Origin of the sequence: Sphingomonas oligophenolica, from assembly GCF_039522915.1 — a bacterium.
In the GTDB taxonomy this organism is placed as follows: domain Bacteria; phylum Pseudomonadota; class Alphaproteobacteria; order Sphingomonadales; family Sphingomonadaceae; genus Sphingomonas; species Sphingomonas oligophenolica.
The window spans coordinates 340,997-354,685 of sequence record NZ_BAAAEH010000005.1; the positions used below are offsets into that span (position 1 = coordinate 340,997).

At 65.9% G+C, this 13,689-nt stretch carries 11 protein-coding genes; 9 read left to right on the forward strand and 2 right to left on the reverse strand.

Features of this window, described 5'->3' with window-relative positions; translation table 11 throughout:
* Nucleotides 1-7 precede the first annotated feature (7 nt).
* The 9 genes from ABD050_RS04180 to ABD050_RS04220 all read left to right on the forward strand — a co-directional run bounded on the left by ABD050_RS04180 (nucleotide 8) and on the right by ABD050_RS04220 (nucleotide 12,063).
* Nucleotides 8-1,519, forward strand: coding sequence for an XrtA system polysaccharide chain length determinant (locus ABD050_RS04180; protein ID WP_343887933.1), 1,512 nt, complete (start codon nucleotides 8-10; stop codon nucleotides 1,517-1,519).
* Nucleotides 1,516-2,460: an AAA family ATPase gene (locus ABD050_RS04185; protein ID WP_343887934.1), complete on the forward strand. Its 945-nt coding sequence runs from the start codon at nucleotides 1,516-1,518 to the stop codon at nucleotides 2,458-2,460. Before ABD050_RS04180 ends, ABD050_RS04185 begins: the two co-directional genes overlap by 4 nt.
* Nucleotides 2,457-4,064, forward strand: a complete 1,608-nt coding sequence (locus ABD050_RS04190; protein ID WP_343887936.1) for a hypothetical protein — start codon at nucleotides 2,457-2,459, stop codon at nucleotides 4,062-4,064. The genes ABD050_RS04185 and ABD050_RS04190 overlap by 4 nt, the downstream gene beginning before the upstream one ends.
* A 39-nt stretch (nucleotides 4,065-4,103) precedes the next feature.
* Entirely contained in the window at nucleotides 4,104-5,336 is a 1,233-nt protein-coding gene (locus ABD050_RS04195) for an ExeA family protein (RefSeq protein ID WP_343887937.1), read from the forward strand.
* A 9-nt stretch (nucleotides 5,337-5,345) separates the two neighbouring features.
* A complete protein-coding gene (locus tag ABD050_RS04200) occupies nucleotides 5,346-6,242 on the forward strand; it encodes an XrtA system polysaccharide deacetylase (RefSeq protein WP_343887939.1) in 897 nt (298 codons plus the stop codon).
* An 8-nt stretch (nucleotides 6,243-6,250) separates the two neighbouring features.
* Nucleotides 6,251-7,312, forward strand: coding sequence for a FemAB family XrtA/PEP-CTERM system-associated protein (locus ABD050_RS04205; protein WP_343888079.1), 1,062 nt, complete (start codon nucleotides 6,251-6,253; stop codon nucleotides 7,310-7,312).
* Nucleotides 7,312-8,523, forward strand: a complete 1,212-nt coding sequence (locus ABD050_RS04210) for a TIGR03087 family PEP-CTERM/XrtA system glycosyltransferase (RefSeq protein WP_343887940.1) — start codon at nucleotides 7,312-7,314, stop codon at nucleotides 8,521-8,523. The genes ABD050_RS04205 and ABD050_RS04210 overlap by 1 nt, the downstream gene beginning before the upstream one ends.
* Nucleotides 8,524-8,525: 2 nt before the next feature.
* Nucleotides 8,526-10,064, forward strand: a complete 1,539-nt coding sequence (gene xrtA / locus ABD050_RS04215; protein WP_343888080.1) for an exosortase A — start codon at nucleotides 8,526-8,528, stop codon at nucleotides 10,062-10,064.
* Between the two features lie 106 nt (nucleotides 10,065-10,170).
* Nucleotides 10,171-12,063, forward strand: a complete 1,893-nt coding sequence (locus ABD050_RS04220; protein WP_343887942.1) for an XrtA/PEP-CTERM system amidotransferase — start codon at nucleotides 10,171-10,173, stop codon at nucleotides 12,061-12,063.
* Nucleotides 12,064-12,067: 4 nt separating this feature from the next.
* On the opposite strand, the gene ABD050_RS04225 is transcribed toward ABD050_RS04220, so the two are convergent.
* Nucleotides 12,068-12,499 carry an MAPEG family protein gene (locus tag ABD050_RS04225; RefSeq protein WP_343887943.1) on the reverse strand — a complete coding sequence of 144 codons (432 nt, stop codon included), beginning with the start codon at nucleotides 12,497-12,499 and terminating at the stop codon, nucleotides 12,068-12,070.
* A 70-nt stretch (nucleotides 12,500-12,569) separates the two neighbouring features.
* Nucleotides 12,570-13,619, reverse strand: a complete 1,050-nt coding sequence (locus ABD050_RS04230) for a 1,9-bis(guanidino)-5-aza-nonane synthase (protein WP_343887944.1) — start codon at nucleotides 13,617-13,619, stop codon at nucleotides 12,570-12,572.
* Nucleotides 13,620-13,689 lie beyond the last annotated feature (70 nt).

Sequence of the window (13,689 nt, forward strand, 5' to 3'; positions counted from 1 at the left end):
CGGGCGGATGAACGGCCTTTACGACGAGATCAGGGTTGCGATCCACGCAATCTGGACGCGACGCTGGCTTGCGCTTGCGGTCGCCTGGGCGATCGCGATCGTCGGCTGGCTGTTCGTGTCGCAGATCCCCAACAGCTATGAATCGCGGGCGCGGGTCTTCGTCCAGATGCAGACGATCCTGCCCAATGCCGTCGGCATCAGTCCGGCCGACCAGCAGAAGGACGTCGACACGATCCGCCAGACGCTCACCTCCGCAGTGAACCTGGAAAAGGTCGTGCGCGGTACCGATCTCGCCAACTCGATCTCGAGCCCGGCCGATGTCGCGGACCGCGTCGCCGGGCTGCAAAAGGCGATCAAGATCACCGCGCAGCAGGACAATCTGTTCGAGATCGTGGTGACCGGTTCGAGCCCCAAGGTGGCGCGCCAGGTCGTCCAGAAACTGATCGACCTGTTCGTCGAGCAGAATCTCGCCGGCGACCGCGACGAGACGACCCAGTCGCTCGGCTTTCTCGATTCGCAGCTCGAAGCGCGCCAGAAGCAGCTTCAGGACGCCGAGGCCAAGCGCACCGATTTCCAGAATCGCTATCTCGGCTCCCTGCCGGGCACTGGTTCCCTGAATGACCGGATGGGCGCCGTCCGCTCGCAAATGGCGCAGATCGACAGCGATCTCGCCGCTGCTCAATCAAGCGTCGCTGCACTCAACGGCCAGATGGCGGGAACCCCGGCCACGGTCGCAGGCGGCGGCGCGACGGGTGCGGCAGGACCGGCCCGGGCCCGGCTCGCAGCGATCCAGGGCCAGCTCGCCGAGGCGCGGGCGCGGGGCTTTACCGAGAACCATCCCGATGTGGTCGCGCTGAAGAGCCAGATGGCGGCGGCGCAGGCAGCGGCGCGCAACGAGCCGGTCAGCGCCGGCGGCGGGGCGAACAACCCGCTCTATCTGTCGCTGAAGTCGATGCAGGCCGATAAGCAGGCGACCGTCGCCGCGCTGATGTCGCGCAAGACCCAGCTCCAGTCGGACCTAGACCAGATCAACGCCAAGCTTGCCGGCGATCCGGCGGTCGCGGCCGAGCAGTCGAAGATCGAGAACGACTATCAGGTGCTGAAAGACCAGTACAGCAAGCTGCTCGCCGACCGCGAGGCGATCAAGCTGCGCGGCCAGGCCCAGACCCAGACCGATTCGATCAAGTTCAGCGTGATCGACCCGCCGACCGCGCCACGCGTGCCGACCGCGCCGAACCGGCCCTTGCTGCTGACCGGCGTGTTGCTGGCTGCTGCGCTGGCAGGGATCGGTGCCGCGTTCCTGATGGGCCAGGTGCAGACCACCTTCGCGACCGCCGGGCGCCTCGAGCGTGCGACCGGGATGCCGGTGATCGGTTCGATCGGCGAGATGGTGACCAGCGCGCAGATCGCCGCGCGGCGCCGCAAGCTTGCCTATTTTGCCGGGGGCGCCGGCGCGCTGGCGATCGCCTGGGTTGCGCTGCTCGGCGTCGAGATGCTGCAGCGGGGATTGGCGGCATGACCGATATGACTCCCCGCAAGATGAAGGGCTCGCTGCTCGAGCGCGCCGCTGATCTCTATGATTTCGGCGCACCGCCCCGCGCGCCGCAGGCGCAGCCGGTACCGATGCCGGAGGAACCCGACTCGACGCTGCCGGCGCCAAAGCCGATCCGCGGTCCGGCGCACGAAGAGGCTCCCCTCCCGCGTCCCCGCCTCGAGCGGGAAAGCGGGCTTGCCTCGATCGACCGCGGGATGCTTGCCGAAAAGGGCCTGCTCGTGCCCGGGGCGCCGATCGGCGCGCTGGTCGAGGAATTCCGCCAGGTGAAGCGCCAGCTTGTCCAGACCGCCCGGGTGGTGAAGAAAGTGGATGGCGATCGCTCGCGGACCATCCTGGTCTGCTCGGCCAGGCCGAATGACGGCAAGACCTATTGCGCGGTCAATCTCGCCATCGCGATGGCGGCCGAGCGCGATATCGACGTGCTGCTGATCGATGCCGATTTCGCCAAGCCCGATGTGATGAAGCGGCTCGGGCTGAACGACGGCCCCGGGTTGCTCGACGCGCTTGCCGATCCGACGATCGATATCGAGGCGTGCGTCGTCGCGACCGACATTCCGCAACTCAGCCTGTTGCCGGCCGGGACCAAATCGAACACCGACACTGAATTGCTGGCGAGCAGGCGGACAGGTGAGATCATCGCCGCGCTGCTCGCTGCCGATCCGAAACGGCTGCTGATCTTCGATTCGCCGCCGGCGCTCGCGGCCACGCCTGCTTCGGTGCTGGCCAATCATGCCGGGCAGGTGATGCTCGTCGTCCGTGCCGACCGCACCAGCGAGGGCGATCTTCGCGAGGCGGTCGCGCTGCTCGAGGGCTGCGACCATATCCAGCTGGTGCTGAACGCGGTGTCGTTCGCGCCCGGGGGCCGGCGCTTCGGCAGCTATTACGGCCAGGAGGACACGGAATGAGCCGCGCGCCCCTCATCATCGCCGGGCTCGTCGCCGCACTGGTCGCGTCGCCTGCCTTTGCCGACAGCCATGACCGCCACAAGTCGATCGCGCCCTATATCGAGATCGGCCAGGTGCTGACCTCCGATTTCCAGACCGGCGACGTGCTGACCTATTCGACCGTCGCCGCCGGGATCGATGCGTCGATCCAGACGAAGCGGACCCAGGTCCAGCTCAGCTATCGCTACGAGCGCAGGATCTCGTGGGACAAGAAGGTCGGCGACGATACCGTCCATAGCGGCCTGGCGCGGGCGGCAGTGAGGGTAACGCCGGGCTTCAGCCTAGAAGGTGGCGCCCTCGCGACCCGGGCGCGCTCCGATATCCGGGGCGCCGCGCCCGGCGTGCTGGCTGGGAATGTCGACAATATCTCGCAAGTCTATTCGGCCTATGCCGGCCCGACCCTGTCGACTCATGTCGGCCCGGTCAGCGTCGGCGCGAGCTATCGTTTCGGCTACACCAAGGCCGAAGCGCCGGGCGCGACCAATGTTCCGGCGGGCAGCCCGAAGCTCGATGTGTTCGACCATTCGACCAGCCATGTCGCGCAGGCGACCATCGGCACCAAGGCCGGCACGGTGCTGCCGGTCGGCGTGACGGTGAGCGGCGCCTATGAACGAGACGATGCGAGCCAATTGTCGCAGCGTTACGAGGGCAAATATGCACGCGGCGATGTCGTCCTGCCGGTGACCCGGACGCTCGCGCTGACCGCTGGCGCGGGCTATGAGAAGATCACGGTCACCCAGAAGGACGCGCTGCTCGACGGGAACGGCGATCCGGTCGTGGATGGCAAGGGTCGATTCAAGACAGACCCGAACTCGCCGCGCCGCATCGCCTACGATACCGATGGCCTGATCTACGATGCCGGCGTGATCTGGCGGCCTTCGTCCCGAACCACGCTTCAGGCACGGGTCGGCAAGCGCTATGGCGGCATGACCTATACCGGCTCGTTCAGCTATGCAGCGTCCCGGTCGCTCGGGATTCAGATCGGCGTCTATGACAGCGTCGACACGTTCGGCCGCCAGTTGCGCGACGGCATCGCCAGCCTGCCGACCAGCTTCATCGACCAGCGCGACGCCTTTGGGCAGCAATTCACCGGATGCACCTATGGCACGTCGGGGAGCGCGGCCGGCGGATGCCTGAACGGGGTATTCCAGTCGATCTCGACCTCGAGCTACCGCGCACGCGGCGTCGATGCGGTGCTTGCGGCCAATCGCGGCGCGCTCAGCTTCGGGGTTGGCGGCGGCTATGCCAATCGGCGCTTCTACGCGCCGGGCGGCACAGGCTATGTGATCAACGGCGTCACGGACGAGAGCTATTACGGCCAGGCGTTCGTCTCGGCGGCGATCGACCGCAATTCGGGCGTCTCGGGCGACCTGTTCGCCAACTACTACAAGAGCGGAATCGCCGGGGCATCGGCTGTCTTCAGCACGGGGGCGACCGGGCTTTACTATCATAATTTTGGACGGATCGGGACGACGGCGTCAGTGGGGGTCTATCAGTTCAGCCAGAAAGGTTCTGACGATCAGGTTTCCGGATCGGCCGAGCTCGGGATGCGCTATCAATTCTGAAACGCGTCGGGCCGAAGGGCCGGCGCCAGGACGGTGACGATGTACGACGATCATTATGGATTGAGCGGCAGACCGTTCCAGCTGACGCCCGATCCGCGTTTCTGGTTCGATACCGCCACGCACCGCAAGGCGATGGCCTATCTCGGCTATGGCCTTGCGCAGGGCGAGGGCTTCATCGTCATCACCGGCGATGTCGGCGCCGGCAAGACCACGCTTGTCGGCCACCTGATGGCGACGGTCGATCGCGAGCGGCTCCATGTCATCAAGATCGTCTCGACCCAGATCGAGGCCGAGGACCTGTTGCGGATCGTCGCCGGCGGGCTCGAGGTCGATTCAGCGGGCATGACGAAGTCGCAGCTGCTCGTCGCGATCGAGCGCGCCCTTCATGCCATGGCACGGGCGGGCCGGCGGACCTTGCTGATCGTCGACGAGGCGCAGGCGCTGCCGGTTTCAGCGCTCGAAGAGCTGCGCATGCTCTCCAATTTCCAGGCGGGCGGCCATGCGCTGCTGCAGATTTTCCTGCTCGGCCAGCCCGAGTTCCGCGAACGGCTGCATGGCTCGGAGCGGCTGGAGCAGCTCCGCCAGCGCGTGATCGCGATGCACCATCTCGATCCGATGGGTGCTGAAGAGGTCGAGCCCTATATGCGCCACCGCCTTTCGGTGGTCGGCTGGCAGGGGCGGCCAGACTTTACGGCCGATGCCTATGCGGCGCTCTACACCGGATCGGACGGCATTCCGCGGCGGCTCAATCAGCTTGCCGGGCGGGTGCTGCTGTTCGGCGCGATCGAACAGCTCGACACGATCGACGTGCGTGCCGTCGCGGCGGTGATCGCGGATATCGCCGGGGACTCGCCGATGCCGAAGCCAGTGGCGATCACCGAACCCACCGCGCCGCCGATGCCGAAGCCGGTGGCGATCACCGAACCCACCGCGCCGATGCCGATCTCGGTAGCCGCTCCGCTCAATGAGCCGCTGCCGATCCGCGCCTTTCCCGAAGCGCCCGCATTCGACGAGGCGGACAGACTCAGACCGGAGAGGCGTTCCGGTTCCGACCGGCGCAGCGCGCATAAAGCCAGTGTCGACAGGCCCAATGCCCACAGGCCCAATGCCGATATTGCCAGCGATGCCAGGCTCTCAGCCCGCATCGCAGCGCTCGAGTCGCGGATCGACGAGCAGGATGCGGCGCTCCGCCGCGTGCTGACCTTGCTGGTCGATTGGGTCGAGAATGACCAGCAGCCCGATCTCGCCTCGATTCGCGCTGCGAGCCGGTAGGCGGCGGCCATGCGCAATGCCCTGTCGGTCGATATCGAGGACTGGTTCCAGGTCGGCGCCTTCGAAAAGGTGATCGACCGGGCCGATTGGGATGGCCTTGCGCCGCGGGTCGAGCGCAACACCGATGCAGTGCTCGATCTCTTCGGCGAAAGCGGCGTCAAGGCGACTTTCTTCACGCTCGGCTGGGTCGCGCACCGGTTTCCCGCGCTGATCCGGCGGATCGTCGATCAGGGGCATGAGATCGCGAGCCATGGCTGGGACCATGCCCGGGTGTTCACGATGGATGCGGCGACCTTCCGCGACGATATCGCGCGCACGCGGGCGACGCTCGAGGATGCGGCCGGCGTCGCGGTGACGGGATATCGCGCGCCGAGCTTCTCGATCGACAAGCGCACGCCCTGGGCGCATCCGGTTCTCGCCGAGGCGGGCTATGAATATTCGTCGAGCGTCGCGCCGCTTCACCACGACCATTATGGCTGGCCCGAGGCGCCGCGCTTCGCGTTCCGGCCGGTCGCCGGCTCGGGCCTGATCGAGGTGCCGGTGACGGTGGCGGAAATTGCCGGGCGGCGCGTGGCTACCGGCGGCGGCTTTTTCCGGATCATCCCGGCCGCGCTCACCAATTTCTCGATCAGGCAGGCGTCGGGTCAGGGCCAGCCGGCCGTGTTCTATTTCCACCCCTGGGAAATAGACCCCGATCAGCCGCGCGTCGCCAACGCGCCGCTGCGCTCGAAGCTGCGCCATTATACGCGGCTCGGCGCGATGGCCGGGAAGCTTCGCACCCTGATCGAGCGCCATGACTGGGGCAGGATGGATGCGGTGGTGACCGAGGTGAGGGCAGGGATGGGGCTCGACGCTCCTTCGCGACGGAAGAATCCCGGTGCCGACCTGGAGCGGCGCGCCTCGTGAACATGTCGATGATCTCGCAGCCATTTGCGTTGCGCGCGGCCGACCTTCGCGATCCGGGCGAGCGCGCGCGGCTCGATGCCTATGTACGCGCGCATCCCCAGGGCACGCCCTTTCATTTGCCCGCGTGGAGCGTGGCGGTGGCCGAGGGTTGCGGCCAGAAGAGCCACACGCTGGTCGCCGAGCGCGCCGACGGGTCGCTCGCCGGGATGGTGCCGCTGACCGAAATCCGGTCGCCTCTGTTCGGCCGGGCGCTCGTCTCGAACGGGTTCGCGGTCGGCGGGGGCGTCCTTGCCGATGACGCCGCCCTGGTGCAGCCACTTGCCGATGCCGCCTGGGCGCTGGCGGAGAAGCTTGGTTGTCCGACGCTCGAGCTGCGCGGCGTCGGTGGCGACGGGCCTGAATGGATCGGCGACGATCACAGCTATCTCGGCTTCAGCCGGCCGCTTGCCGGTTCCGACGAGGAGGAGCTTGCAGCGATTCCGCGCAAGCAGCGTGCCGAGGTTCGCAAGGCGCTGGAAATTGATCTCGAGGTCTCGACCGGGCGTCATGAGGACGACGCGCGTGCGCATTATGCCGTCTATGCCGAGTCAGTGCGCAATCTGGGAACGCCCGTCTTCCCGGCGAAATTGTTTCGGGCTGTTTTACGTGAATTTGATGACTCAGCGGATATCACGACCGTTCGGCGGCAAGGAGTGGCTGTGGCGAGCGTGCTGAGCCTGTACATGAACGGCACTGTCTTCCCTTATTGGGGCGGCGGCACCGCCGCTGCGCGCGCGCTGCGCGCCAATGACCGGATGTATTTCGCGCTGATGACTCATGCCCGGGAAAAAGGCTGCACGCGTTTCGATTTCGGGCGGTCGAAAGCGGGAACCGGGGCTGCCGCGTTCAAGAAGAACTGGGGTTTCCCGCCCGTCCCGCTCCTATATGCCAAACGCGTCGCCGCTGGGGAGAAGCCGCGAGAAATCAATCCGTTGAACCCGCGCTATCGGTTCAAGGTCGAAGCCTGGAAAAAGCTGCCGCTGTGGGTCGCAAACCAGATTGGGCCGCATATTTCCCGAGGACTTGGCTGATGGGGGACATTCTTTTCCTGGCGCATCGCGTGCCCTATCCGCCCGATCGCGGCGACAAGATCCGCGGCTTCCACGTCCTGAAGTTTCTCGCTGAGCGCAAACGCGTCCATCTGATCGCCTTTGCCGACGACACGCGCGACATGAAGCGCAAGGACGGCCTGTCGAAGCTGACCGGCAATCGCTCGATCATCTGGCGCTCCAAGCCGCGTGCGGTCGCCGCAGTGGAGGCATTTTTCGGTCGCAAGCCGGTGTCGCTGACCGCGTTCGAGAACAAACCGCTGCGCGAAGCGGTCGACAATATCCTCGCCCGGCACTCGATCGACACGATCTACGTCTTTTCGAGCCAGATGGCGCAATATCTGCCGGCGCGCCCGCGCCAGCGGGTGATCATGGATTTCTGCGACATGGATTCGGCAAAGTTCGAATCCTACGCAAAGACGGCGACCGGACCGATGGCCTGGTTCCTGAAGCGCGAGGCCAGGATGCTGCTCAGCCATGAGCGGTCAGTCGCCAATCGTGCCGATGCAAGCCTGTTCGTCAGCGAGGCCGAAGCCGCTCTCTTCCGCTCGAGGACCGGCGCCGAGCGGGTCCATGTCGTCGAGAACGGGATCGACACCGTCTTTTTCGATCCCACCGCCCAGTTCAAGCGGATCGACACCACCGGCGCGCTGATCGTCTTTACCGGGCAGATGGATTACCGCCCGAATATCGAGGGCGTCACCTGGTTCGTCGAGACGATCCTGCCGCATATCCAGGTGCGCTATCCATTGGCGCGCTTCGCGATCGTGGGGCGCAATCCGACCGAAGCAGTGAAGGCGCTGGCGAAGCACAAGGGCGTTATCGTGACCGGCGAGGTTGCCGATGTGCGCGGCTGGGTTGCGGCGGCGTCGGTGGTCGTCGCGCCGCTGAAGCTCGCGCGCGGCGTGCAGAACAAGGTGCTCGAGGCAATGGCGATGGCCCGCCCGGTGGTCGCGTCAGCTGCGGCCGCGCAGGGAATCGATCATGCCGGCACGATCAGCGTCGGCGAGACGGTCGGCGAGATCGCCGAGGCGGTCGTCGCGTTGCTCGACGATCCGGCGCGGGCTGCGGCAATGGGCCAGGAAGCCCGGGCACAGGTGCAGCGCCGTTACAGCTGGAATGCGTGCCTTGCGCCGCTCGATTCGATCCTCGGCATCAGGGTGAAGGCGCCGCCGCGAAAGTCGGCGGCGTGACGATCGCCGTTCCGGCGGCAGCGTTCACCGCCGGGACAGGAGCGCGCGGTTTCGGCGCGGCGTGGAGGCGCCATCTGGCGGTGCTCGGCGCGGTCACGGTCGCGCTGCTGCTGCTGTTCCGTAACGATATGGCCGGCCTCGCGGCAATATGGTGGACGAGCACGACCTTTGGGCATTGCCTGTTCATCACCCCCGTCATCGCCTGGCTTGTGTGGCAGCGCCGCGCCGAGCTGGCGCAGGTCAGGCCGGTCGCGTGGTGGCCCGGGCTCGCGCTCGTCGCGCTTGGCGGTTTCGGCTGGCTGCTCGGCGACGCCGCCGGCGTTGCGCTGGCAAGGCATCTCGGGCTGGTGATGATGCTGCAGGGTGCGGTGGTGACGATTCTCGGGCCGAATGTTGCGCGGGGGCTGCTTTTCCCGCTTTGCTATGCCTTTTTCCTGGTGCCCTTTGGCGAGGGCCTCGAGGCGCCGCTCCAGACCGTCACCGTCGGCATGATCATGCCGCTGCTTCATCTCTTCGGCGTGCCCGCCCAGGTGAACGGCGTGCTGATCACCATTCCGAACGGCTATTTCGAGGTCGCCGAAGCGTGTTCGGGCGCGAAATTCGTGATTGCGATGATCGCCTATGGCGCGCTGGTCGCCAATGTCTGTTTCGTTTCGTGGTGGCGCCGCGCGATCTTCATGGTCGTCGCGCTGATCGTACCGGTGATCGCGAACGGCCTGCGCGCCTTCGGGACGATCTATGCGGCATATCTCACCTCGGTCGAGCGGGCGACGGGGATCGACCATATCGTCTATGGCTGGATTTTCTTCGGGCTGGTGATGGCCGCGGTGCTGGCGATCGGCTGGCGCTGGTTTGACCGCGCGCCCGATGCCCCGGTGTTCGATCCGGAACAGCTCCAGGTTCAGCCGAAGCGGCGAATCGACCTGTTCGTCGCGGCGGCGCTGACGCTCGCGGTGGCGGCCTTGTTTCCGACATGGTCGGCGGCAATCGCCGGCCGCGTGGAACCGCTTCCGACATTGATCACGCTTCCCGAGGTGCCGGGCTGGCACCGCGCGCCGATGAGCGTGCGCGCACCCTGGTCGCCAAATTATCCGGGCGCGGATCATCATCTGATCGGGCGCTATGAAAATGGGCAGGGTGATGCCGTCGATCTCGCCATCGCGGTCTATGGCAGCCAGCATGAGGGCAAGGAGCTGGTCTCGTTCGGCGTCGGAGCGCTCCGCGAGGATGATGTGTGGGTGCGGGTGAACGATCTGCCCGATATCGCCGGCGGTGGCGTGATGCGGGTGACGGCGCCGGGGCCGGTCGAACGCGACATCGTGACCTGGTACCGGATCGGCAATCTGGTCACGCATGACGACAGGGTGGTGAAGCTGGAGACGTTGAAAGCAAAGCTGCTCGGTGGGTTGCAGCGGGGGGTCGCGGTGCACGTCTCGGCCGAGGTCCTGCCGGGCCGCGATCCGCGGGTGGCGATCGAGCATTTCCTGCAGGCGCTCGGACCGATCGACCGGCTGGCGGATCATAGCGCCGGACTGCGTTGATGATTTCCGTCTGTCCTGCGCTTGTCGAAGCACCGTTCTTTCTGTCTAGCGGCGCGAGAAAGAGCAGTCCTTTGGCGAGCTCAGGACGAACGGTGGTTTAAGCGACATGTGCGGCATCGCGGGGATTTTCTATCCCGCCACACCCAAGCCCGTCGACCCGGCGCGCATCACTGCGATGGCGGATGCGCAGGCGCATCGTGGGCCTGACGGGTCGGGCGTCTGGACGGCGCCCGGGATCGGGCTCGGGCATCGCCGGCTGTCGATCATCGATGTTGCCGGCAGCCCTCAACCCATGGCGAGTCGTGACGGCGCGCTGACCGTCACCTATAATGGCGAGATCTATAATTTCGCCGAACTGAGAACCGAGCTGCAGGCGCTTGGCGCGGTGTTCGCCACCAAAGGCGACACCGAGGTGCTGCTCCATGGATGGGCGGCCTGGGGGCCGGCGATGCTCGATCGGCTGAACGGGATGTTCGCCTTCGCGCTTCATGATGCGCGACGGCAATGCCTGTTCCTCGCCCGCGACCGGCTGGGCGTGAAACCGCTTCATTATGTCGAGCTGTCCGATGGCGGCCTGGCCTTCGCCTCGGAGCTCAAGGGCCTGCTTGCGCACCCGCTGCTGCGCCGGACGCCCGACATCCGCGCGGTCGAGGATTATATGGCGTTCGGCTATGTGCCCGATGATGCCTGCCTCGTTGCCGGGGTGAAGAAGCTGCCCGCCGGCCATTCGATGCTGATCGAGCGCGGCAAGCCGGTGCCGGCGCCGGGTCGCTGGTGGGACGTCGATTTCTCGCGCCGCGCGACGGGCTCGGTCAAGGCGCTTGAAGAGGAGCTCGTCGCGCGGCTTCGCGATGCGGTCACCTCGCGGATGGTCGCCGACGTGCCGCTGGGTGCGTTCCTGTCGGGTGGCGTCGATAGTTCGGCGGTTGTCGCGTTCATGGCCGAGGCATCGAAGCGCGCGGTCAAGACCTGCACGATCGGCTTCGAGGAGGCTGGCCTGGACGAGCGCGCTTACGCGACCGAGATCGCCAAGCGGTTCGCCACCGAGCATCGCGAGCGCGTCGTTGCCGCCGATGATTTCTCGCTGATCGATACCCTCGTCACCGCCTTTGACGAACCCTTTGCCGATGCCTCGGCGCTGGCCACCTACCGGGTCTGCGAACTGGCGCGCGAGAATGTCACGGTCGCCTTGTCCGGCGACGGCGCGGACGAAGCCTTTGCGGGCTATCGCCGCTATAAATTCCAGGCAGCCGAGGAGCGGGTGCGGGGCCTGTTGCCGGCGTCGATCCGTTCCGGCGTGTTCGGGACGCTCGGGCGCTGTTATCCAAAGGCCGACTGGGCGCCGCGCCCGTTGCGCGCGAAGACGACCCTGCTTGCGCTCGCCGAGGATGGCGCCGAAGCCTATGCCCGGTCGGTCGGGGTCACCACTCCCGCCCTCCGCGCGATGCTCTTCACTACCGAGGCGCGCCATGCGCTTGGCGGATATCGCGCCGAGGATCGCTATGTCCGGAGCATGCGCGACGCGCCCGCGCGGGATGCGCTCGACCGCGCGCAATATGCCGATTTCCAGCATTGGCTGCCCGGCGACATCCTGACCAAGGCGGATCGCACCAGCATGGCGGTGAGCCTCGAGGCGCGCGAGCCCTTGCTCGACTATCGCCTCGTGGAATTCGCGGCCACCTTGCCTGTGTCGATGCGGTTGAGGCGCGGGCAGGGCAAATGGCTGATGAAGAAGGCGATGGAGCGCTATCTGCCGCGCGACATCCTCTACCGGCCCAAAATGGGCTTCGTCACCCCGATCAGCGCCTGGTTCCGCGGCCCGCTTGCGGATGAAGCGGCCGGCCTCGCCCGGTCTCGCCTCCTGGCCGAGACCGGCTGGTTCGATCCCCATGCGATCGAGCGCCTCGCTGCCGACCACCGCGCCGGCCGCGCCGAGCACGGCCGGACGCTGTGGCAATTGATCATGCTTGAACGATCGATGGCCCGCCTGTTCGGCTGACCGGTCAGAAGACCTGCATCGCCGCATGCACCGTCAGCGCGACGAGGCACAAAGTCGCGAGCATGAAGATCGCGAAGCGGACGATCACCCGATTCACCGTCGCCTGGACGATGCTGTGGACAACGCGCAGGCCGACATAGGCCCAGGCTATGGTCAGGTTGAGCCCGCCCCCGGAACCGAGCATCGCGAGCACCAGCGCAACCGCGTAGAACAGCGTCGGCTGCTCCATCAGGTGATTGTAATTGTCGGCCGGCCATTGCGCCTTGGGCGGGATGACCGCTTTCAGGTCGGCACCGCTACCGCCGACAAGGTTCATGGTGTCGATCTTGGCCGCGTTCATCGCCGGGATGCGCGTGGCATACATCCACACCCACATCACGAGGCTCCAGGCGATGAGCGCAACGATCGGCGCGAGGATCGGGCTATGGTCGGTCATTTCAGGCAGCTCCCCTTTTGTTATCGGAGGGAAGCTGCCTTAATCGGTACGGATTTGCAACCTAACTGGGTCAGTCGAAGCTGGCACCCCAGCGGCGCTTGGGCCGACCCTTCCAGAGACCGCGATGATAGGCATCGCTGGCCAGCAACGGCATCACCGAGCCGGCCTCGGCGAACACCATCTGCTCGATGCCCGTGTTGACCTTGCCCCAGCTCGCTGCCTCCTGCAGCGTAGAGGAGGAGCAGGCGCCGTCGCGTACATCGGCGACGGTGATCTGCACTGCATATTTATGTACCTGGACATCGTCATGCCCCAGGATCTCGGCGCAGACGACGGTGTCCTGGATGAAGTTCTTCGGCACGCCCCCCCCGATCATCAGCAAGCCCGTCGTGCCGGCCTTGATCTTGATGTCGGTGAGCTCGCGGAAATCGGCGATCGCGTCGAGCACCATATAGGGTTTGCCCTCCTTGGCGCGGTCGACCTGGTGCTTGACGAGGCCGAAGCCCGCCGAGCTGTCGACGAACGCGGGGCAGAAGATCGGCACGTCATGCTCATAGGCGAGCTTGACCAGGCTGTTGTCCTTCTTGCCATGCTCGACGAGATATTTGCCCATCTCGCGGATGAAGGCGCGGCTCGAATAGGGCTTGGCTTCGAGGCTGTTGGCGATCTCGTAGATCGTGTGGTCGCAGTCCTGGAGCTGCTCCTCGTCGATATAGGTATCGTAGATCCGGTCGATCAGCAGCGAGCGCAGCGTGTCGTCATCAGGCACTTCGAGCGCCTGATAATGTTTGTGGCCGAGCCCTTCGAAGAAATCCATGTCGACGATCGAGGCGCCGGTCGCGACGATGCCGTCGACCATGTTGTTGCGCAGCAGCTCGGCATAGAGATCCATGCACCCACCCGCGGAGGTCGATCCGGCGATGACGAGGAAGATCGTGCAATCGGGATCGGCGAGCATCTGGTTGTAGATGCTGGTCGCGCGGCCGAGATCGCGGCTGGTGAAGCTCATCTTCGCCATCGCATCGACGATCGGGCGCGCGTCGAACTTGGTGATGTCGATATGCTCGACCTTGGTCGAGAGCAGTTCGGCCTTGCGGGTGTCGTTGATCGGGTTGGTCATTGGTTGCTCCTCTTTTCCCCTCCCGCTTGCGGGAGGGGCCAGGGGAGGTCATGTCGCCAACTTCCCCCGA

Coding starts and splice junctions, on each gene's coding strand:
- ABD050_RS04225 (WP_343887943.1), bottom strand. CDS start 12,499: ATGACCGACCATAGCCCGATCCTCGCGCCGATCGTTGCGCTCATCGCC.
- ABD050_RS04220 (WP_343887942.1), top strand. CDS start 10,171: ATGTGCGGCATCGCGGGGATTTTCTATCCCGCCACACCCAAGCCCGTC.
- ABD050_RS04200 (WP_343887939.1), top strand. CDS start 5,346: ATGCGCAATGCCCTGTCGGTCGATATCGAGGACTGGTTCCAGGTCGGC.
- ABD050_RS04185 (WP_343887934.1), top strand. CDS start 1,516: ATGACCGATATGACTCCCCGCAAGATGAAGGGCTCGCTGCTCGAGCGC.
- ABD050_RS04230 (WP_343887944.1), bottom strand. CDS start 13,619: ATGACCAACCCGATCAACGACACCCGCAAGGCCGAACTGCTCTCGACC.
- ABD050_RS04195 (WP_343887937.1), top strand. CDS start 4,104: ATGTACGACGATCATTATGGATTGAGCGGCAGACCGTTCCAGCTGACG.
- ABD050_RS04190 (WP_343887936.1), top strand. CDS start 2,457: ATGAGCCGCGCGCCCCTCATCATCGCCGGGCTCGTCGCCGCACTGGTC.
- ABD050_RS04180 (WP_343887933.1), top strand. CDS start 8: ATGAACGGCCTTTACGACGAGATCAGGGTTGCGATCCACGCAATCTGG.
- ABD050_RS04210 (WP_343887940.1), top strand. CDS start 7,312: ATGGGGGACATTCTTTTCCTGGCGCATCGCGTGCCCTATCCGCCCGAT.
- ABD050_RS04205 (WP_343888079.1), top strand. CDS start 6,251: ATGATCTCGCAGCCATTTGCGTTGCGCGCGGCCGACCTTCGCGATCCG.